The organism is Salinicoccus halitifaciens, assembly GCF_021026095.1.
Taxonomy (GTDB): domain Bacteria; phylum Bacillota; class Bacilli; order Staphylococcales; family Salinicoccaceae; genus Lacicoccus; species Lacicoccus halitifaciens.
In genome coordinates this window covers 784,304-805,355 of sequence record NZ_JAJNCU010000001.1, presented here as the reverse complement: position 1 = coordinate 805,355, position 21,052 = coordinate 784,304, and the positions used below count along the sequence as shown (strand labels likewise).

Genomic DNA, 21,052 nt, shown 5'->3' with positions numbered 1-21,052 from the left:
ATGGAAAACGCACAAAATGAAAGCATCCGATATGAGCCTGAACGCGACACATGGGCGGATAAGCTCGATTACATGTCGACTGCCTCCTTTCTGAGCCGGGCCGTGGCATTCATCATTGACGGCCTTGCGATATGGGGGCTCAGCCAGATCATCATCCATCCGGTCCTCCAATTGGCAGGGGTGGGGGATGTATACTTCCTGACACCGATGCTGAGTGTGGCAAACATCGCCACGGGGCTCCTTTATTACCTGTACTTCATACTCATGACGTACTTTGCACAGGCGACGCTCGGGAAAATGATCACCGGCATCACGGTGGTGGGCAGGGACTCGGAAAAACTTTCACTGTCCCAGGTGATATTCCGTGAGCTCGTCGGCAGATACATCAACAATACATTATGGTACCTGCCGTACCTTGTTGCGCTCTTCACCGAGCGGAGGATCGGCCTGCATGATTACTTCGCGGATACTTATGTGGTGAAGAACAGTTTCAATCTGTACAAAAAAGAGATCAAAGCGCGTATAATCGAAGATGAACGACATAATTACCAGGAGGATGATTTGTACAATGGCAGAAGTCACGTTTAAAGGCAATCCGGTCTCACTCAGCGGGAAAGAAGTGAAAGTCGGCGACACAGCGCCTGATTTCACGGTTTTGAACAACAGCCTTGAGGAAGTCACACTTTCCGACTATCAAGGTAAAAAGAAATTGATCAGCGTGGTGCCGTCACTCGATACGGGTCTGTGTTCAAAACAGACGAGGAAGTTCAACGAGGATGCGTCATCAGTCGATAATGCGGTCATTCTGACGATATCGAATGACCTGCCTTTTGCGCAGGCGAGATGGTGTGCAGCGGAAGGCCTCGATAATGTCATCACTTTAAGCGACCACAGGGACCTTTCCTTCGGTGAAAATTACGGCACCGTGATGGATGAGCTCAGGCTGCAGGCACGCAGCGTGTTCGTTCTCGATGAAAATGATAAGGTTGTCCATGCGGAATATGTATCCGAAGGCACGGAAGCGCCGGACTATGACGCAGCTGTTGATGCTTTGAAATCTTTATAAAATGTAATATAATGTGTGAAAAGGACTGTCCGGCAATGGACAGTCCATCTTTTATGTAAGTGGGGATATAATGGCGAAAAGTGATTTGGAGAAAGTTTATCAGCTGATTGTAGATCAGACTGAAGCAGTTTTAAAGGAAAACAGTGACATGTCGCGGATCGAAGCGATGTCTGAAGCATTGCTGTCCATCGATATTGATGAAGGCAAGTACGCCTATTCGGATATGCGGAAGGGTGTGCAGTTTGCATACCTTTACCAGCTGAATAAAGAAAGCGTGCAGCCGAACCATCAGCTCACGCCGGACTCGATCGGCTACCTGATTGCACACCTTGTCGAGCTCTTCAAAGAGGAGGATGGAATCAATGTACTTGATGCAGGCAGCGGCACCGGCCATCTGTCCATGACGATCAGGGAGCATGCAGAAAACGTGAACCTGTACGGCGCGGAAGTGGATCCCGTGCTTGCAAGATTCAATGTCGCATTATGCGAATTCCTCAAAGTCCCGATGGACATCTATCCTCAGAACATCATCGAACCTGCCATGCTGAGTGATATGGACATCGCCGTCGGGGACCTTCCGATCGGATATTATCCGCTCGATGTTGAAGGTTTTACAACTGCCTTCAAAGAAGGCAGGAGCTTTGCACATCTGTTGATGATTGAAGCGGCAATGAATTACGTGAAAGAGGACGGCATCGGCATCTTCGTCGTACCTTCGAACATCCTGGAAGAAAACAATGAGACGATTAAAGAGTATATATCGACGGAAGCGACGCTGCTGATGTTTTTGAACCTGCCGGATACGCTGTTTAAGACGGAAAATATGCATAAATCGATTATTGTCCTGAAAAAAGGATATAAACCAATTGAGGACATTGAAGTGCTCCTCGGAGATGTGCCTGATTTCAAGAACGCGGAACAGATGAAATTGTTCCTCGACAGGACGGATGCATGGCACGATAAATATGCTGTTAAGAAAAAGTAGGTGAAAATGTGGCTAAAATTATAGCGGTCAACGCAGGAAGCTCCTCATTCAAATTCCAGCTTTTTGAAATGCCCGAAGAAACTGAGATCGCCAAAGGGCTGGTCGAACGGATCGGCATGGATAATGGTGTGTTCACCATTACGGTCGGCGGTGAGAAGATAACCAGGAACCGGAATTTTGAGACGCATGAAGAAGCGGTCGACCTCATGCTGGAAGAGCTGGTTGAACATGGTGCGGTCGCCGACATCAATGAGATCGTCGGCTCGGGCCACAGGGTGGTCCACGGCGGTGAGAGTTTTGATGACTCTGTACTGATTACGGATGAAGTGGTGGAGAAGATCGAGAACCTGAGTGAACTCGCACCGCTCCATAATCCGGCCAACCTGATGGGCATCAGGGCATTTATGGAGCACCTTCCGGATGTGCCCCATGTGGCGGTATTCGACACCGCCTTCCATCAGACGATGCCGGAAAGCTCATATCTGTACAGTCTGCCTTACGATTATTACAAGGAATACGGCATCAGGAAGTACGGTTTCCACGGCACAAGCCATAAGTATGTGACCCAGAGGGCAAGTGAGATGCTCGGCAGGCCGCTGAAGGAACTGAAGCTGATCAGCTGCCACCTCGGCAACGGCGCGAGCATCGCAGCTGTGAAGGGCGGGGAGTCGATAGACACGTCCATGGGCTTCACGCCGCTTGCCGGCGTCACGATGGGGACCCGCTCCGGGAACCTGGACCCCGCGCTCATCCCGTTCATCATGGAAAAGACCGGGAAAACCGCAACGGAAGTGCTGAACGTCCTGAATAAAGAATCCGGCCTCCTCGGGGTCAGCGGATTTTCAAGCGACCTCCGCGATATCGAAGAAGAGGCGAGGAAAGGCAATCAGCGTGCCGAACTCGCACTGGATGTCTTCGGCGAACGGATCCACAAATACATGGGGTCCTATGCAACGAGGATGGGCGGACTTGATGCGATCATCTTCACGGCAGGCGTCGGCGAGAATTCCGACATAATACGCGAAAAAGTGCTGAAAGGCCTCGAGTTCATGGGTGTTTATTTCGATAAATCACTGAATGATGTGAGAGGCAAGGAAAAATTCATCAACTATCCTTATTCCCCGGTGAAGATCCTCATCATCCCGACGAATGAGGAGATTGAAATAGTTAGAGATGTGATGAGGATTGCTGATATACCAAGGGGTTAGGTAGTATATTGTGAATTGTTCACAAGGGAAAATTCTTATATTCAAGGTTGTGCAATCTCTACTACTAAAAGTTGGGGTTGTACAATCTACTAATTAATCACTTTTTATCAAATTTTTGATGAGGAGTGATTTTTTTGTCTTTAAAAAGAAGAAAATCAAAGAAGCCAGCTGCCATTAGATTTAGCGATATGAAAGAAATTGTCTACTCTCAGAAATTGGGTACAACCTCAAAAGAAACAGCAGATAACTATATCAAAGCGTTGAATGAACTCATTTATTTCTTTGATGATGGATATGTAAAAGACTTAACAATTGAGGATGCATACGACTACTTAGATTATTTGTTGAATGACAAACCTCATTTCAGAGGAGATAAGAATAGAAGTAGCAAAGTTGGATTAGCTCGCAGAAGTGTGAATACCTACCTCACACTCACAAAAGGAGCTTACACAGTCCTTCTAGAACTGGGTTACATCAAGTCTAAACACGATGTATTCAGAGATATTAACCAGCTGAAATATCAAAAGCAGAGTCCTAAAGTGATCAAACCGAGTGAGCTGAATAAACTAATCAAATCTTTGGATGAAAGATACTACACAGACTTAAGGATGCTCACAGCGATTCATTTATTTTTAGAATCATTCGGAAGAGTAAGTGAAGTATTAGAGCTTACTGAAGATGATATTGATTTTGATAGAAATATCGTTACTTTCAACAAAACAAAGAATAGCTTATTCAGAAGTGTACCAGTGTCTCAGAAGACAATTGATTTAGTAGATAGGCTATTAGATCACAATGAGAGCTTCACTAAGAATGAGGGGAGAATATTCCTTACGAATGTTGGTAATCCTCTCAAGCGAGATTCATTTGGTGCTCACTTAGAGAAGTGTCTGAAAAGAGCAGGTGTGAAGCAACATATCACTAATCATATGTTCCGACATACAGCGGCAACTGCTTTTATGGAGCAAAAAGGATCATTAAAAACACTTCAATATTATTTGGGTCACTCAGATATATCAGTCACAGAAATCTATCTGCACATAGATGAGGTGAAGAACATACGGAATCAAGCGAAGCACTCACCTCTAAATATTTTGAAAGAAAACAAAGTGAAAACTAGAAGAAATATTAGATCACACAGAAGATATGTAAAATAAAAAAAACTCGTGCCCACCACTAAAAAAGTAGCAAACACAAGCCCTAGACAAGTTTAGTGTACTATTTAACTGCTTATAAATCAAGTGGTAGGTCATGAGCTCAAAAGGAGCAAACTATCATGTCCACCCTCAAATTGGAGCAGTATATCAATTTTGAATCTCTTGAAGAAATGAATCATCATGTATCACTTCATGTTAAAAATAATAATCTTAATGATACTCAGTATAAACTTCTTACTGTTCTTGCACAGTATTCATGTAAATACCTTGGAGCAAGCTATCTAAAGCTAGATACTTTAGCTGGCTTATTAGATGTGTCTAAAAGAACTGTACAACGCAATCTAAATGTATTAGTAGAGTTAGAAATCATTGAGAAAGTCCATTGCTTCAGGAAGATTAGGGGAGGATTCGGAGCTTCTATTTTCATCATTAAAGAGTATATAGAAGAAGATGACCACTCGGATTTGTCTACTCGTAACAACTCTCAGGACACAGCAGGGGAGCGACTTAGAGAGCGATTAAAGAAAACAAACACTACCTTTTCTAAATCTAAATACAATAATTCAGTAGTACCCAATAGTTCTGATGCACAGCGTGAGTATAATTTAAGCTATAAAGATGTTGTGCCTTCCTTTATCCCGACTCGACTAGGCGAATATATGATTAAATTCTTTGATTCTGCTACTGTCACAAGACTCTATAACTCAATGAGTAACGCTTTGAGGGTTTACAAGGGTAGAGAAGAGTTTGGCTCAGAACACATAGTAGACTGGATGTACAGAGCAACAAACGCTTTGATCTTAGCTATTAAGAATCATAGACATAATCCTCAGAAGTATTCTGCTGTGAAGAATATGTATAGCTATGTCTATCAGACAGCATTGAACATAGCTGTTAAAGATGAGTTTTCTTATGTATAGTTTATTTGAGCTGTATGCTTAGTCGAAGCTCTTCGTGACTAAAGTAAGTGAAATATTTTTCTTGATAAATATAAAACTAAAATTAAAGGTACTAGAATTCAATATTTAAGTAAGATATAATACTTATAAAGAATAATCTGGTAATTTAATACTAAATTGGTAATAGTAATTAGAAATTCAAATGAAGTAAAGATAATATAATTTAAAGGAGATAATTAACTATGAAAAAATATTTACTTGCAGGCGGGCTTTCAACAGTTCTGCTTCTCGGAGCATGTGGTGAAGACACTACTAATGAAGAAGAGAGCACAGAAGAAACGACAGCAGAAGAGTCTTCAGAGAGTGCTGAGAGCTCAGGAAGTTCTGAGGAAGTAGATCAATTACAAGCTGAGAATGAAGAATTACAAGCTGAAAATGAAGAGTTACAGACTCAAGTAGAAGACTTACAAGAGCAATTAGATAATACTAGTGATGTAGCATCAGAAGAGTCTACAGATAGTTCAGAAGGCGATTCTGAAGACTCTGAGAGTGCAGGTAATGATAGTAGTAGAAGTAACCCTTTAGCACTAGGAGAAACGGCTGAGGTTAGCGTAGTGACCTATAATGATGAAGGTGAAGAGCTCACTGGTACAGCCAGTGTAACGATTGATAATGTTTTAAGAGGTCAGGAAGCTCTTGATGAAATGGAGGGTGAATATTCTTACTATGAACCATATGAAGAAGAAGGTTATGAGTGGGTTGTATTTGATTTATCTTATGAATTAACAGAATTTGAAGATACTGACACACCTCTGTTTGTTTCTGATGATATACGAATTTATCATGAAGATGGATCTCAAGCACCTTCAGAGATGGCTGTATTAGATGATGACTTCCAGTCAGGAAATATTTACGAGGGTGGGAGTGCATCTGGTAAAGTAGCGAGACCTGCTCCAGAAGGAGAGTCATTCTTGATTAAATTTGACGATTATATGGAAGCAGAAGCTTGGTATCTAGTAGATTAATCACATAAAATAAGTTATTTAGTAGCTACTTTGAGTAGCTACTTTTTACTATATGTATGTTTTTTCTATACAAGCATCTCTAAATTCATAAACTTTTTACACTTTTTGACCAAAAACCACGCAAACCTTCGCCAAAAGTTGACTTAATGCTACAGTATAGTGAGAGGTGCTTTTTAGATACTTGTCTATATAAAACATACAAGAACTCTAAAACCCATTGTAATATTATACTATTCACTCCGAATTACGACAAACCTTCGCCAAAAGTTGACTTAATGCTACAGTATAGTGAGAGGTGCTTTTTTGACACTTGTCTATATAAAATAGACAAGCGTTCTAAAATTCATTGTAATATTACACTTTCTGACCTAAAACCACGCAAACTCTTTCTAAAACCAGACTTATTGATACAGTATAGTGAGAGGTACTTTTTTGACACTTGTCTATATAAAATAGACAAGCGTTCTAAAATTCATTGTAATATTACTCTTTTCACCCGATTTACGACAAACTCTTTCTAAAACCAGACTTATTGATACAGTATAGTGAGAGGCATTTAAAATTCGGAAAAATGTTGCCTATTCCCGGCATTATAGATGAGAGAGCTAATAAGACAATTTAACTAATAGTATATCAGTAGCAGAAGAAGTGCTATAAGCTCTCATATTAAATTTAATTCCTTTCCACTCAGCAGAAATGTTGAGTGGTTTTTTTATGTAAAACTAAACGAATAATCATTAGTTAGAAAGGATGAAAGATAAATGAACTACGCAATAAAAGCAGAGAACGCTGTTCTAAGAAGACTATTCAACGAATGGTACGAACTCTCTAACAAGCCAAATTTGAGATTAGTCTCAGAGGGTATCGGATTGAATTACAACACTTTTGTCAGCTGGAAGACAGGTAAGCATGATTATTCTAGAAATTCTCTTAGAGAGATCAGAAAGTATTTTTATAGGTTAAGCATTAGACAAGAACAAATTAATCAACTCTATGAGAAAGTACTACAAGAAAGATCATAAGCTTAATCCAGCTATCCTCAAGTCGATTTGTAGAGCTGTCAATGCTAAATGAGTAGTTTAAGTATAGAGAGAAATATAAAGCTCTCACAGAAGAATATAGAGCATTTAAAAGGAGATTATAAATCATGAGTATTGAAAAACTAGAGAAGAATATTGAAAGTATAAAGCAGGAGCATGAGAAACAAATTAAGATACTAGAAGAGATTAATAGTCTTACAGAAGAGAGTGCAATGATAATTAAAGACATAAAAGAGCGTAGACAAAAGAAGACTTGCTATAAGAAGTGAAGTGTGATATAATGGATTATTGATTTGTGTCTATAAAATAATACATATAATCATTCATAATACTATATTAATTCTTATTTGCAATAAAGTCAATAGAGTTTAGAGATAAATAAAAAAATAATGAGAGCAATCACTTACTTGAGCGATAGCGATAAGTTAAGTGATTGCTCTCAAAAGAGAGCGAAGCGAACGCTGTCTGAGCCGAAGGCGAGTAAATCTTTCTGTAGAAGGTCTTTATGTTGTATGTCCAATTAGTGTTCATTTTTGAGCATTAATTGGACATACAGCGGGTAGTAAAGTTTTTGTTCAATTTTAAACATCAAATGGACTACTTAAAAATATACACTCAATTTTGAACAGAAATTGGACTACTAAAATAAAATCAAAAGGATGATCTAAATGAAGCTATACATTGATAAAAATATATTTAATAAAGATGACTTGTACTTTTTAAATGAAAAAGAATTCTACTTACTTATTCATTTATATGCTTTGAGTGATAACAACATCGTAAAGATTAAAACGAGTGACTTTCTAGAAGAAGCAAATATAGACTTATCCGACTTAAAAGATGTGCTGGAGACTCTGAGAATGATGAGAGTTAAAAGAGTTATTAAGTATATCGAGAAGCCAGATCTCAATGAGATTATATTAGAGCTTCCAAATACTAAAGTGAGAAGCATAAATAGTTTTGAGATAGATACAGACTTCTTTAAGAAGTTTTCTAGATCATACAATTGTTTAGCAATCTATTTATATTACTACTTAGAACAAGCAAATGAACCAGTTCAATTGTATAAGTTTGCTAGACAGCTCGACAACATTACTGATGAAGAGATTGAAGAAGCATTGGAACTGTTAATTGAAAATAAATTCATTGCAAAAGAAAAAGGAGAATAAAAATGGAATTAAGTACAGAAAGAAAGAATAGAGCTTTTATAAGAATGTTTAATTGTTTTACAGATAGCAGAGAAGGACATAATCAATATCATTTAACAGTAGATGAGCTGGAAGCTTACATACTGCTTGAGAGAAGTAGAAGTGTATCAGATAGAACAGACTATATCATGTCTCTTGAAGTGATGCTATTTCATGCAAGAAAAGAGATAAATAGCAGAAATAAAAATAAACTTTTAAAGTCATTAAAAGGATTAGAGGCTAAAGGAATTATAGATATATTTCACGAAGAAAAAAGCATCATTGGTATAGATCCACTTTACAACGGATGGACAGGATTTGAACCAATTTCTTTAGATGAAATAGATGAGCTCTTAGAGATGACTAACAACTTTAAGATGGTTTACTTCTATGCGCTTCTTGAAACTAGAAGAAAATATGACTCAGTGCACTTAGCAACAAGTATTATCACAGATGTTATGAAGATCTCTAAGACAACATTGTATAAGTATATAGAAGAGCTTGAAGAACTTAAGATTATTAAGGTAAAGAGAACAAAAGAAAATGGTGTGAATTTCACTAATCATTATCAAATTGATGATCAATTCTTGAGAAAATGTGGACTACTAGAAGAAGAGGTAAGTGAAGAAGCTGAAGTAAGAGTAATAAAGTCGAGCGGCAAAGATGCTAGAAAAAAGACTAAAGAGAAGGAAGAGGTAAACGAATTCTACAAAATCGTAGACGGTGAGAAAAATTTTCATTCGGAAGAATCTTACTTCAAATATCAAACACACTTAGCACAAAGAAAGAAAGAAGAACAAATAGAGAAGTTGCCATTTTGATTTAAAGAGAGTCTGAAGGAGAGATCGGACTATAAACCATGGGAGGGAAACATTAAAAGATAAAGGATGTTTCTCAATTGATAAAAGAAAAAGTAAGAAAGTTAAATTATGATGATTTTGTAGCACAAGTCAAAGAAGACAAGTTTAAAGTGGAAGAGATTAGCTATAACAATCTTATTCATGACATGCAGTATGCAAGAATGATGCATCCAAGGACTAAGAAGGATGCAGATAGATTTAATGTGACTTCTGTACAGGATTTATTCAATGAACTATGTGCAGAACATAAAGAAATCATAGATATACATACATATTTAGAAGAGTACATGAATAGAGTAGAAGAAGCACTCGAAGATAGTGATAAGATCCAAAGTTTGCAGAGTGAAGAGATAGAAGTATACAGAATAATAATGCGTTTACGAGGATACTCGGCTTATAAATCTAATTTAGCCGAGATTTCTTTTAAGTTAGTCGTTCAGAATATTCTGAACGAAAAATATGAAGTGAAAATGAGTGATGATCTCGACAGAATCTTAGCTGTTGATTTAGCTGTGCTTAGTAGAGATGAAGATGTAGCACATTATGTTCATGTCACTAAAGATTCTCAGTTTGCTCATGAAAAGCTAAAGAGAAAAAGTGGTCAGGTAGTCACAGTACTCGATAGTCGTGAAATTGACTTCTTTAACTCCGATGGTACAACTCAGTACTACAGAAACACAAAAGGACATGTTTTAGCACTCTATGATGATAAAGGAAAGAACAATCACATCATAAACGGTGTATATATCTTCAAAGATGATTATGTGAGAGAGCTATTAGAAGAAAACTACGGTGAGTGCGATAAGAGTCAATATGAAGAGTTGAAATACATAAGAAGAAGCAAGAGACAAACAAGAAAAAGAGGATTCGGTACTGTGAGCTGGATAGAAGATTAACAAGCTAATTAGATAGCTTCAGAGTGCGATAGCGAGCGATTAACACATACATAATACTAACTGTTCTCATGAGAAGGAGAGGGCTCAGAGAGCAGTATACAGGTGAAATACAGCTTACATAAAAAGCTGAAATACAACTATAAATAAGTGCGACAGAGCACAAAAAAAGGGAGAGAACTACTTAAAGAAAAAAGGAATGGAATAGTAATTGAATAAAGAGAAATATATTAGTAAAGATGCAGAAATGTTCATTGAGAGCCTGTTTGTGAAGCAAGAAGTTAAAGATAAAACACTAAGCGGATCAAAATTAAAGTTTGCAGGTGAGCAATTCAGAAATAAAAAAGGCTATGAACATGACTACAGAGTGTTTATATTCACTCACTTTTTGAAGTTCTATAAGAAGTACAGTAGAAACTTCAACTATGAAGAATTTATCGGAGTATATTCAGTAGCTCTTACAGAAGCCTGTGCTGCTTTGGGTGAAAGATTCCCCGACTTCAGAGACTTCAAGTATGACAAGAAGGTACAAATGGAGACTATGAGATATCTGAAAGTAGTTATTGAAAACAGCTTATACAGACTGAACAATCCTGACTCAATCCAAACTAAAGCAAAAGGTAAGAATGTGTTTGTTCATGCTGATATATCAAGCTTAGATGCTATACAAGATGCTTATAGAAAGCATGATAATGAGTTTGAACTGAGTGATGAGAACAGATTGTTCAATCTCAATATAGATGAAGATAAGCTTTATGAATTCAATTATTACATACAGCACTTTTTAAAGAACAAGTCTAGAATTCTGACGAAAAAACAATTGGATTACTATGAAAAAATTAAAGAAGTCTATGTACCTAAGAGCTCTGAAGTGACTAAGAAAGAGATGCTAGCTGAAGCAGGATATACTCAATCACAGCATCACAAGTTTATGCAGAACATAGCTAAGAGAGCTGAAACAGACTTTGAAAAATTCGGTAAGAAGAAAGCAGTTAATGAGGATCTTCGCTCTAATCTTTATAGAGTGATGAACAACTTCATTAAGATAGCTGACAGTGATGAGAACTTAAATAATCAGCAACTAAATCTAACAAGGATCATACAAGAAAACTATGAGACTGAAGACTTTGAGATTGTGATCCTTAAAGATATGAACACTGAAGAAAAGATACATATTGTAAGAGCTGTCAAAGGTCAGCACTATGTGAGTAATAAAGTGCTGTATAAGATTTATAACAACATACATACATATTTAGAAGAGAATGAAATGATCAAGGTAGAACCTTCAGAAGCAAAGAGTACATACTCAGAAAATATTCTAGGTGAGTCCACTGGACAGTCTGCTCACTTCTTCATCAATGCCAAGGGTTATGTACATGCTACGAGCTTTGAAGACATAATAGAAAGTGAGCACGATGAAGTTGAATATAAAGAAGCGTTGTAATGAAGTCGGATGCAGGGAACTTATAGAGAGACGAGAGACTTATTGTGAGAAACATAAGGGAGTTGTGGATAAGAGATATAACGATTATAGAAATAAATATGATAGAGAGTACATAAGCTTCTATAGAAGCCCAAGCTGGAGAAAGAAGAGGAAGGAAGCTCTGAGACGAGATAACTGGATATGTAAAGACTGTGAGCAGGCAGGCCTCTATCAAATTGCTGAAGAAGTGCACCATATCATCGAAGTTAAAGACGACTGGAAGAAGAGACTAGATATAGATAACTTAGTTAGTCTGTGTAAGCTATGCCATAACAAGAGACACAATAGATAAGAGAATATAGCTAATAGTAATAAGGTGAGAGATTAAGTTCTCTCACTTTTTTGTTATGGAAAGGAGCAATAAGAATGACATGAAACACTATTGTGTAGAAGAGAAATTAAAATATGTGACTGAGTTACATGATGAAATTATAGATTATTTAGAATTAGTTCATGAGTATGATGAGCTAGATGAAGATGAATATTTAATGGCTTATCAAGAAGCTGAGTACAAAATCAGGAACGGAGAAATTGATTAGATGAGTTTGAGTCACATTAGTTTTTTAAACTGGATAACACTATTCCTATTGATATTAAGGCTGTTTGATTTCATTCAGATCAGCTGGTGGACAGTATTTCTACCGACTATCGCATGGGCAGGAATAATAGCATTGATGCTTATTTTTATAACTGTATTGCTGGTAACAGGAGTACTAAGATCAGAAGAGTTTTTGAATAGAATTATAGAGATGAATGAAAAGAAAGGGAAACTTAAATAATGGTGGATTATAGAGAACTATTTGATACTAAGCTCAAAGAGAAAGCAGAGGTTAATAGTTTATTACATATAAAAGGTGAGAAGGTTAGAGCTGATCTAGAAGAGTTGTCTGAAATACTTAAAAATATTGTAGAGGATATTGAAGGTGTCGAGTCTGAGTATATAGATGAAAATAAGGAAGTCATAGTTGGAGATAGGGATAACATTAAAGTTAAACTATATACTGAATCTATGAGAGTAACAGTAGAAAAGTTTAAAGTGAGATTTGACATGGATGGCAATATAGAAGTAAATGAGACTGTGCTGAAAGAGTATGAAATACATAGTTTGAATGACAAGATAGTATATAGTACTGAAGCTAAAGAAGACATGTTTAAATTTGTTGTAGAAGCTGTTGCTGAGATGGTGGCTGAAGGGTAATAAGTAGAGAATATTCATTGAGAAGTTAGAAGATAGTCATGTATAATATAAGTTGGATTTACAATATTATACAAAGGGTGATTGGTTTGACGGATTTTAAGAGGATTTTTGATGAAGCATATCAAAGTAAGAAAGAAGAACTTGAAAGGGAAAAGAATGAAGTATTAGTTGTCCAAGAAGAGGTTGTACGAAGAGATTTTGAATCTATTGGAAATAAAATAAGTGAGTTACTTTATGAAGCACCGACATCTAGTAATATTATTCGCAAAGACTTTGTAAGTTTTGATAATGAGGGCATGAAACTGGAAGTAAGATTTGAGGGTGAAAACATTCTTGGTTATGAGTTTAAATATGATAACTCAGAAACAAATAAGTATAGGATTCTAGTATATTCTCAATTTGGTTTACCTCACTTGTTTTTAAGATATTTAGATAAAAATAACTATTATTATCAAGAGGAAGAAGAGTACAGGGTGGACGAGGGAGAAGAGTATATAGATGCTCCTGCTCGTACTATTGATGATGGAGTAGAAGATAATAACTTGAATAAAGTAATGATTAAGCATGTAAAATATATTGCTAATTATATAGCAAAAACTCATCATGGAATTAAAGACGAGCCAGAAGGTGGAAGAGTAGCGAGGGTAGATTGGTAATTAATATAGACTGAATGATAAGGCATCTCTAATGAGAGACTTCTTTTTTTATTTGCATAGCCATTGTATAATATAGATGTAAATATTATACAATGGGGGATGGAAATTTGTATGAATTGATGATTGCGTTAACACCAGCTACTATATCTGCTATTGTAACTGTGATGGTTATGGGCAATAAAAACAAAACTAAGCTGGAATTAGCAGAAAAGCAGTATGCAAGGGAAATCGAAAAGTATAAAGTTGAATTAGAAAAACAAGAGGCGAAGCACAAGCATGAGCTTGAAATAAAAGATAAAGAACATAGGCATGAAAAAGAAAGAATAGAATTTCAATCTACTGTTCAATCAAAGAGTAACAGTGATACACAGATAAATGAGTTAGCAATGAAAGTTTTTACAGGAGAAATAAGTTTTGATGAAATAGAGCGTTTAGCCGAGAAGACGAAGAAAACTCAGTATAATAAACCAAAAAATAGAAAATCTAGAAGAAGGAAATGAAAATAACAGGAGTGTTGAAGCGTGTTGGAGCAATCTGAAATACCGGAAACTTTAGAGGTGGGGCAAGTATACACAGTAAATGTTATTAAACAATATTTGCAAACTCATAAAGCAAGCTATATAGGAAGTAGTATTTATGATAGTAGAGCATCTGATATGTGTAGGATAGAAGATGCTTTAAAAGGTAACTTACATTCTTATGAAGATGGTTATACTCATTTTAGCAAAAATTATCAAGAAATTTATAAACTGTCGAAAGTTTAGTTATCGAAAAATTATAAAGGATGATGGTAATGATTAGAGAAGAGTTATTTGATTCCATAAAAAATAATTTACAAGTTGATGACAATATTGAAAAGCCGAAAGAAGAGGCAATTTTTGTTGTAATGGATAAACTATATAACGAGTATAAGAAATTTGAAGACGAATTTAGAGATAGAGATATACCTTATAGTGTGGGCTCTTTTCCTACAACTAATGCGAAGACAAATAAAATTGTAAGTTATAATAACATTACTGTATCTGTAGGAAAAGATAGTGAGATAAGAGTAAATTACAATCAAATGAATAAAGCTGGAGTGATACATGTCAATCTTTCTGAAAGAATTGATGCTGTGAAATCAGATGTTAATACAATAGTATTTACCGATGGCACTAATGAATCTTACCAAGAACATGTGGTACGAATGATTGAAAAGGGCAATGCTCTACTTGAAGAAAGCAATAAAAGATATAAGAAATAGTAATGAGAAAGACAACTGGCTGAACAAGTCGGTTGTCTTTTTTGTGTGGAAAAAAGAAACGCTGTAACCCTTGTCCCCCAAGGGATTGAGGGGGTAGGGGTCAGTCTCTAATGAAACGGCGATGCATGTTTCCCGCAAAAATTGCTCGATTCGAAAAGTTTACGATTTACAAATTCCCTCGTAGAGCCTCTACAAGCGATATAACTGGACAACTACCCATCTAACTCTTCTAACTTGCCTCTAAATCGCTCTCTCAGCATCGAATATACCCGAACATACCCAGTGTTTACAACTAAAATATAAAGAAAGGAAAGGATGCAAATTGTCAGGCAGAAAACGAAAACTAAATGTTTCTCGCAATGAGTCAAATGAAGAAAAAGCTCAACGAGAAGCTATCAAGAATAAATTAAATGATTTTGAAAAAATCCAAACAACCCCTCCAGTTTACCTCAATAAAACAGCTAAAGCTGAATGGCGAAGAATCACTCCTCTTTTAAATGACCTCCCTATATCAAACCTCGATAGAACCTCTATTGCAACATACTGTAATCTTTATTCAATTTATAGAGAATTAGAAGAAGAAATCAATGAAACAGGCGAGATGATCAATACATACTTTGCAGACGGCACACTCAAAGAAAGAAAAGCTAACCCAGCTATCCATGAAATGCTGAAAGTCACCAAAGAGATTAGAGCAATCTCAGCTGAACTTGGAATGACTATCAACTCCCGTATGAAGTTAATTGAGCCGACTATAAATGAAGATGATCCATTTGCTGACCTCTTTGAAGAGGATGATTGATCATGAAGAAAGTGATATATGTACTTGAAAATCAAAACGGTGTGGAAGGTGCATTTACTAGTCTTTCAGAATTAGTCAAGCTTGCGAACAATACAGAAGATGAGGAACTGTTAGCCTGTGTTGTCATGAGCTTTGCAGAGGACAGCACTGATGAAGTCGATAAATACAGCCACCTCATTGACTACAGAGGGGTTGATTGATCATGACTACAGCAAGACCAGCAGTGGGTAGACCTCCTAAGCACTATGACTGGGCGACAGAGTATGCTAAAAAAGTAGTTTCTGGTGAGATTATAGCTTCTAAAAAGAATATTCAAGTTGCTAAAAGACATTTAGATGAGATTAACTTGAAAGTATTGAATTATCACTGGAAGCCTGAAAAAGCATCACATGTTATTAGGTTCATAGAGAAACTACCTGATACTAAAACAGGGAAGCCAATGCCACTCATGCTCTTTCAGAAGTTTATAGTCGGTTCACTATATGGCTGGGTTGATAAAGACGGCAACAGAAGATTCACAAAGGCCTATATCTCAATGGCGAGAAAACAAGGGAAGTCGATCCTAAGTTCAGGTATAGCTCTATACGAATTATTATTTGGAAAATCACCTGCGGAAGGCAGAGAGATATACATATCCAGTTACACATTGAGCCAAGCGAAGACGATTTATAATATGGCTTATAGACAGCTTAATATTATCAAAGCTAACTCTAAGACTCTTAGAAATAGACTAGAGATGAGAAAGACTGACATAGTAGATAAACCATCAGATTCAAAAATGATGGCTCTAAGTAATAACCCTGATGCTGTAGATGGTAAGAACCCTGCTGTAGTCCTGCTGGATGAGTTAGCTAGTGTACCTGATGACGAGATGTATTCGAGATTAAAAACAGGTATGGGTCTACAAGAGAACCCTTTGACATTATTGATTTCTACAGCTTCAGACAACTTAACCAGTCCGATGTTTGAAGAGTATCAATACATAACTCGCTTGTTAAATGGTGAAATAAAGAATGATAGATACTTTGTATTCTGTGCAGAGATGGATTCAGAAGAAGAGATAGAGAATGAAGGCTTATGGATGAAAGCTATGCCGCTCTTAGAAAATAAGAAGCATCGTCCAACCATTCTTAAGAATATCAGGCAGGACATTGAAGAGCAAAGAGAGAAAGGTGAAACTACTAAGATCCTCATCAAAAACTTTAATCTCTGGCAAGCAACAAACGAGAAAAACTATCTATCATTAGATAGGTGGGAAGCTTGTAGAACAGATAAGCAAATTGATATTACAGGAACAGATGCTTTTGTCGGCTTGGACTTATCTAAGATCCATGACTTATCTGCTTTCTCATTTATTCATATGCTAGAAAACAAGAAGATGTATGTAGATACTCATGCTTTTGTCAGTACAGTTGAAGATATAGAAGTGAAGTCTAAGAGAGATAAGATTGATTATATGAAGCTTGCTCAAGAAGGCTATGTAACAATGTCGAATAATGAGCTCTCAGGCATCATTGATTATGAACAAATGATTGAATGGCTACTTGAATATGAGAAGAAGCACAATCTAAATATCAAGTATATAGTATATGATCCTTATAACATTGATGTTTTCATCAAAGCGGCTGAAAGAAAAGGAGTCAAATGGGATTTCATTGAGTTAAGACAAGATTATAAGAACTTGTCACCTAATATCAAAGGCTTCAGATATGCAGTATTTAATAAAGAGATTATTCATAATGATAATCCAGTGCTCAATAGAGCAATTTATGATGCAAGAGTAAAAGAGTTCAATAATAACTTGAGAATAGTCAAAGAGAAGAGAACAGACAAAATTGATAGTCTGATGGCTCTGTTTAACGCTTTTTCAGAAGCTAAAGAGTATGAGTATGCACCTGAATCTATCTCAGAGAAAATAGCAAAAGGTAAATTTAGCTTTTAAGAAGGAGGATAACATGGAAAAGTTCAACAACAAAATACTAGAAGTACTACAAGCAGTCGTTGGATTTGTGTTTAGCTTAGACACATTTATAACACTGCTATTTTTATTGGGAATGGGAGTAATCCTCTACACAATTTACTCGATCAGTTTGACTGCATTCGGTTTCTCACTAGGTATTGTGTTAATAGCTGTAGCTTTATTGCTATATCAAGCTCAAAAATAGCTTAAAAGACAATTCAACTAATAATACTGTAATTGAGAAAAGAAATATGAATTCCCAAGAGAACGGGGTGAATTAAAATTTAATGGCAGGTTTTAATATATTAAAAGCATTTGAAAAAAGAGAAGCAGTGAATAACGATTTTTCACCCTTCCGTAGTTTTAATGAAGTGATGAAAGCTGTCGAGTACAGCCCTGTTTCTGCTATTGAGAACAGTGCAGTGTTTACAGCTATCAGAACAATTGCAGGAGATATATCAGCTCTACCGATCAAAGTTAAAGATTCAAAGTATGACTATAACGAAGAGCTTGAATACCTACTGAATGTTGAACCTAACAGTGTGATGACAGGTAAAGATTTGAAATACATATTAATTGCTAATGCGATTTTGAATGGAAACTCTTATGCAGAAATAGAAAGAGATTCTAATGGTGTGCCAGTTGCTTTACATCATATTACTAATGACAAAGTAGTAAATATCAAGAAGAAAAGCACGACTAAATATTTAGTAGAGCTAGAGTACGAAGTTCAAAAGATTGGAAAAGGCTCTGGAAACAGAAAAGTTAATGGTGAAGATATGATCCATATTAAGCCTTTTACTTTAGATGGTTTAATCGGTAAGTCACCTTTAATTGCTCTGAAAGAAGAGATTGAAACTGAGAAGCACAGTAAGCGATTCTTCACTAACTTCTTTAAAAATGGTACTCAAGCAGGCTCAATTCTTAATGTTCAAGGTAACTTAAATGCCGATGACAAAGAGGTTATCAGAGAAAAGTGGCAAGAAGCTAATGCTGGGTCTGATAATGCTCATAAAGTCATTGTACTTGATGATGGTACTTCTTATGAGCCAATCAAAGTGGATACTGAAATACTCAAGTTGATTAATGAGAGTAAACACAGCGATGTGAAAGTTGCTCAAGTTTTAGGTGTTCCTTTACATAAGATGAAGATTGAAACTCATTCAATGAGTCTCGAACAAGCTAACAGTGACTATGTGATCAATACTTTAAATGATTATATCTCAAGTTTTGAAAGTGAATTAAACAGAAAGCTATTCAATGTGAAAGCTATGAGACAAGAGAACAAGATTTCATTTAATACAGATGTTTACAAGTATGTAGATGCAAAAACGAAGCGAGAAATTGTTAAAGCTGACTGGGAAATGGGTCTCATTGACCTGAATGAAGCCAGAGAAGAAATTGGCAAACCTCCAGTTGAAGGTGGAGACAGAAGAATTCAATCATTGAACTATATGAATGTTGATTTGATAGATGAATACCAGCTCAAGAGAGTGGATTCAGTTCAGAACAATACAGTAGATGAAGCCACTTTAGAAGGTGGTGAGAATGATGAGTAATGTAGAGAAAAGATTTATTGATGTAGAAGTCAGAGCTGAATCAAACGAACAAGAAAAGATGGTTATTGAAGGCTATGCTCTTAAGTTTAATACAAAGAGTAATCCTCTTCGAAGCAATGATATTAGCTTTGTTGAAACTATCTCGCCTGAAGCCCTAAAGGATGCTGACATGGAGGATGTTAGAGCACTAATTGATCATAATCCTTCATTAGTTCTAGCTAGAACTACAGCAGATACATTAAAACTTGAAGTTGATGAAGTCGGCTTAAAGTTTAGAGCTGAGCTTGCTGATACTACATATGCAAGAGATCTTTATAAAAACATTGAGGCTGGAAACATTAATCAGTGCTCATTTGCTTTTGAGCTCGATGAAAAAGGTGATTCTGTTCGATACAACAAAGAAACAAGGATGTATGAACGAACACTGAACTCATTTAAGAAGATCATTGATGTTTCAGCTGTTACTTATCCAGCTTATAGCGACACTGATGTTGCTCCTGCTTTGAGAAGTATCGAAGAGGCAGATAAAGAAGCTGAACAACTTAAAGAACAGCAGAAAAGAAAGTTACAACTCGAATTAGAGTTGATGCAAATGAAAGGAGAACAATAATGACTGTCACTGAATTAAGAAGTGAGGTAGAAGCTAAATTCGAAGAAGCTAATGAAGCTCTTGAGAATGATGACCTGAGCAAAGCTGAAGAAATCAAAGCAGAAATTCAGGCACTTCAAGAAAAGATTAAAGAGCTTGAAGCTGAATTAGCTGAAGAAGAAGCTGAAGATCCTGAAGAGGAAAAATCTGAAGAAGTTTCAGCAGAAGAAGTAAAAGAAGAAAGAACTGAATCAGAAGAATCTGATGAAGATAGTAACGATGGCACTGAAGAAGCGCAAGAAAACATTGAAATCGAAGGAGAAAGAAAAATGACAGAAGTAATTGAGGAAGTAGTATTAGATAACAAAGAAGAAGTTCGCTCTAATTTTCAGAACTTTATTATGAACAACGAAGTAAGGGATCTTACAACTGAATCAGGTGCAGTAGTAATTCCTGAGTATATTGGTACAGAAGTTAAAGATATGACTGACGAGGTAGTATCTCTTGATAAGTATGTAACTATTGAACCTGTTAGCACTCCAGCAGGCACAAAACCTGTATACAAAGGTGATTCAGCACCAATATTGCAGACAACTCAAGAGCTACAAGATAACCCGAAACTCGGAGTTCAGCCTTTGGATGAAATTGATTACAAAGTAGCTACATATCGTGGTTATATTCCAGTTTCTCGTGAAGCTATCGAAGACGGCATTGGCGCTGAGAAGCTAGTTAAAGACATTCTCTCTGAAGCAGTAGTTAACACTCGTAATGCTCATATTCTTGAGATTGCAAATGGTTTCGAAGCTGTAGAAGCTGACTCACTCGATAAACTTAAGGATATTATTAATGTTGATTTGAAACCAAAATTCAAGAAGCACATGATCATGTCTCAGTCAGTCTATAACACAATTGACAAGATGAAAGACGGTAATGGTCAGTATCTGCTTCAGAATTCTATCTCTGCTGCATCAGGTAAACAACTGTTTGGTATGGAAGTTGTAATCTTTGAAGATGACCTTATTGGTCAAGATACTATGTATGTCGGTAACTTTGCTGAAGCTGTTGTACTGTTTGATCGTAGTCAGTATCAAGCACAGTGGACTAACTACATGCAGTACGGTGAGTGTCTGATGGTTGCTATTCGTCACCAAGTTAAAGAGCTTAATGCTGATGCAGTTCGTAAAGTAACTTTCACAGCTCCAGTAGAAGCTTAATAAATAAATACATAAACATAATATTTTG

26 protein-coding genes are annotated in these 21,052 nt (G+C 36.5%); all 26 read left to right on the top strand.

Annotated elements, in window-relative coordinates:
* The 26 genes from LPW40_RS04065 (at position 1) to LPW40_RS03940 (ending at position 21,024) form a co-directional block, all read left to right on the top strand.
* The gene (locus LPW40_RS04065; protein ID WP_230820930.1) at positions 1-588 is read left to right on the top strand and encodes an RDD family protein; all 588 of its coding nucleotides are present in this window, start codon (positions 1-3) and stop codon (positions 586-588) included.
* Positions 569-1,066 (top strand): thiol peroxidase, encoded by a 498-nt coding sequence (tpx, locus tag LPW40_RS04060; RefSeq protein ID WP_230820929.1) that lies wholly within the window; start codon positions 569-571, stop codon positions 1,064-1,066. The genes LPW40_RS04065 and tpx overlap by 20 nt, the downstream gene beginning before the upstream one ends.
* Positions 1,067-1,136: 70 nt before the next feature.
* On the top strand, positions 1,137-2,051 hold the full coding sequence (locus tag LPW40_RS04055; protein WP_230820928.1) for a class I SAM-dependent methyltransferase: 915 nt from the start codon (positions 1,137-1,139) through the stop codon (positions 2,049-2,051).
* An 8-nt stretch (positions 2,052-2,059) separates the two neighbouring features.
* Complete coding sequence (locus tag LPW40_RS04050; RefSeq protein ID WP_230820927.1) at positions 2,060-3,259, top strand: acetate kinase; 1,200 nt, start codon at positions 2,060-2,062, stop codon at positions 3,257-3,259.
* 134 nt (positions 3,260-3,393) lie between these two features.
* Positions 3,394-4,416, top strand: coding sequence for a tyrosine-type recombinase/integrase (locus tag LPW40_RS04045; protein ID WP_230820926.1), 1,023 nt, complete (start codon positions 3,394-3,396; stop codon positions 4,414-4,416).
* 119 nt (positions 4,417-4,535) lie between these two features.
* Positions 4,536-5,336 carry a helix-turn-helix domain-containing protein gene (locus LPW40_RS04040; protein ID WP_230820925.1) on the top strand — a complete coding sequence of 267 codons (801 nt, stop codon included), beginning with the start codon at positions 4,536-4,538 and terminating at the stop codon, positions 5,334-5,336.
* Positions 5,337-5,557: 221 nt separating this feature from the next.
* Positions 5,558-6,340 (top strand): bZIP transcription factor, encoded by a 783-nt coding sequence (locus LPW40_RS04035; RefSeq protein ID WP_230820924.1) that lies wholly within the window; start codon positions 5,558-5,560, stop codon positions 6,338-6,340.
* Between the two features lie 1,147 nt (positions 6,341-7,487).
* On the top strand, positions 7,488-7,649 hold the full coding sequence (locus LPW40_RS04030) for a hypothetical protein (protein ID WP_230820923.1): 162 nt from the start codon (positions 7,488-7,490) through the stop codon (positions 7,647-7,649).
* Between the two features lie 399 nt (positions 7,650-8,048).
* Entirely contained in the window at positions 8,049-8,549 is a 501-nt protein-coding gene (locus tag LPW40_RS04025; RefSeq protein ID WP_230820922.1) for a hypothetical protein, read from the top strand.
* A 2-nt stretch (positions 8,550-8,551) separates the two neighbouring features.
* A complete protein-coding gene (locus LPW40_RS04020; protein ID WP_230820921.1) occupies positions 8,552-9,388 on the top strand; it encodes a hypothetical protein in 837 nt (278 codons plus the stop codon).
* 77 nt (positions 9,389-9,465) lie between these two features.
* Positions 9,466-10,323, top strand: a complete 858-nt coding sequence (locus LPW40_RS04015) for a hypothetical protein (protein WP_230820920.1) — start codon at positions 9,466-9,468, stop codon at positions 10,321-10,323.
* 208 nt (positions 10,324-10,531) lie between these two features.
* Positions 10,532-11,764, top strand: a complete 1,233-nt coding sequence (locus tag LPW40_RS04010; protein ID WP_230820919.1) for a hypothetical protein — start codon at positions 10,532-10,534, stop codon at positions 11,762-11,764.
* Positions 11,742-12,095: an HNH endonuclease gene (locus LPW40_RS04005; RefSeq protein ID WP_230820918.1), complete on the top strand. Its 354-nt coding sequence runs from the start codon at positions 11,742-11,744 to the stop codon at positions 12,093-12,095. Before LPW40_RS04010 ends, LPW40_RS04005 begins: the two co-directional genes overlap by 23 nt.
* A 55-nt stretch (positions 12,096-12,150) precedes the next feature.
* Positions 12,151-12,342: a hypothetical protein gene (locus LPW40_RS04000; RefSeq protein WP_230820917.1), complete on the top strand. Its 192-nt coding sequence runs from the start codon at positions 12,151-12,153 to the stop codon at positions 12,340-12,342.
* Between the two features lie 239 nt (positions 12,343-12,581).
* Positions 12,582-13,001 carry a hypothetical protein gene (locus tag LPW40_RS03995; protein WP_230820916.1) on the top strand — a complete coding sequence of 140 codons (420 nt, stop codon included), beginning with the start codon at positions 12,582-12,584 and terminating at the stop codon, positions 12,999-13,001.
* A gap of 86 nt (positions 13,002-13,087) precedes the next feature.
* Positions 13,088-13,657, top strand: a complete 570-nt coding sequence (locus LPW40_RS03990; protein WP_230820915.1) for a hypothetical protein — start codon at positions 13,088-13,090, stop codon at positions 13,655-13,657.
* Positions 13,658-13,764: 107 nt separating this feature from the next.
* Entirely contained in the window at positions 13,765-14,157 is a 393-nt protein-coding gene (locus LPW40_RS03985) for a hypothetical protein (protein WP_230820914.1), read from the top strand.
* Positions 14,158-14,178: 21 nt separating this feature from the next.
* Complete coding sequence (locus LPW40_RS03980) at positions 14,179-14,421, top strand: hypothetical protein (protein WP_230820913.1); 243 nt, start codon at positions 14,179-14,181, stop codon at positions 14,419-14,421.
* Between the two features lie 29 nt (positions 14,422-14,450).
* Entirely contained in the window at positions 14,451-14,900 is a 450-nt protein-coding gene (locus LPW40_RS03975; protein ID WP_230820912.1) for a hypothetical protein, read from the top strand.
* Positions 14,901-15,222: 322 nt separating this feature from the next.
* On the top strand, positions 15,223-15,702 hold the full coding sequence (locus LPW40_RS03970) for a phage terminase small subunit P27 family (RefSeq protein ID WP_230820911.1): 480 nt from the start codon (positions 15,223-15,225) through the stop codon (positions 15,700-15,702).
* A gap of 2 nt (positions 15,703-15,704) precedes the next feature.
* On the top strand, positions 15,705-15,902 hold the full coding sequence (locus LPW40_RS03965; RefSeq protein ID WP_230820910.1) for a hypothetical protein: 198 nt from the start codon (positions 15,705-15,707) through the stop codon (positions 15,900-15,902).
* Between the two features lie 2 nt (positions 15,903-15,904).
* Positions 15,905-17,644, top strand: a complete 1,740-nt coding sequence (locus tag LPW40_RS03960; RefSeq protein WP_230820909.1) for a terminase large subunit — start codon at positions 15,905-15,907, stop codon at positions 17,642-17,644.
* 13 nt (positions 17,645-17,657) lie between these two features.
* Positions 17,658-17,867, top strand: coding sequence for a hypothetical protein (locus LPW40_RS03955; RefSeq protein ID WP_230820908.1), 210 nt, complete (start codon positions 17,658-17,660; stop codon positions 17,865-17,867).
* 82 nt (positions 17,868-17,949) lie between these two features.
* Positions 17,950-19,221: a phage portal protein gene (locus tag LPW40_RS03950; RefSeq protein ID WP_230820907.1), complete on the top strand. Its 1,272-nt coding sequence runs from the start codon at positions 17,950-17,952 to the stop codon at positions 19,219-19,221.
* Positions 19,214-19,831, top strand: coding sequence for an HK97 family phage prohead protease (locus LPW40_RS03945; protein ID WP_230820906.1), 618 nt, complete (start codon positions 19,214-19,216; stop codon positions 19,829-19,831). The genes LPW40_RS03950 and LPW40_RS03945 overlap by 8 nt, the downstream gene beginning before the upstream one ends.
* Entirely contained in the window at positions 19,831-21,024 is a 1,194-nt protein-coding gene (locus LPW40_RS03940) for a phage major capsid protein (protein WP_230820905.1), read from the top strand. The genes LPW40_RS03945 and LPW40_RS03940 overlap by 1 nt, the downstream gene beginning before the upstream one ends.
* Positions 21,025-21,052: the final 28 nt, after the last annotated feature.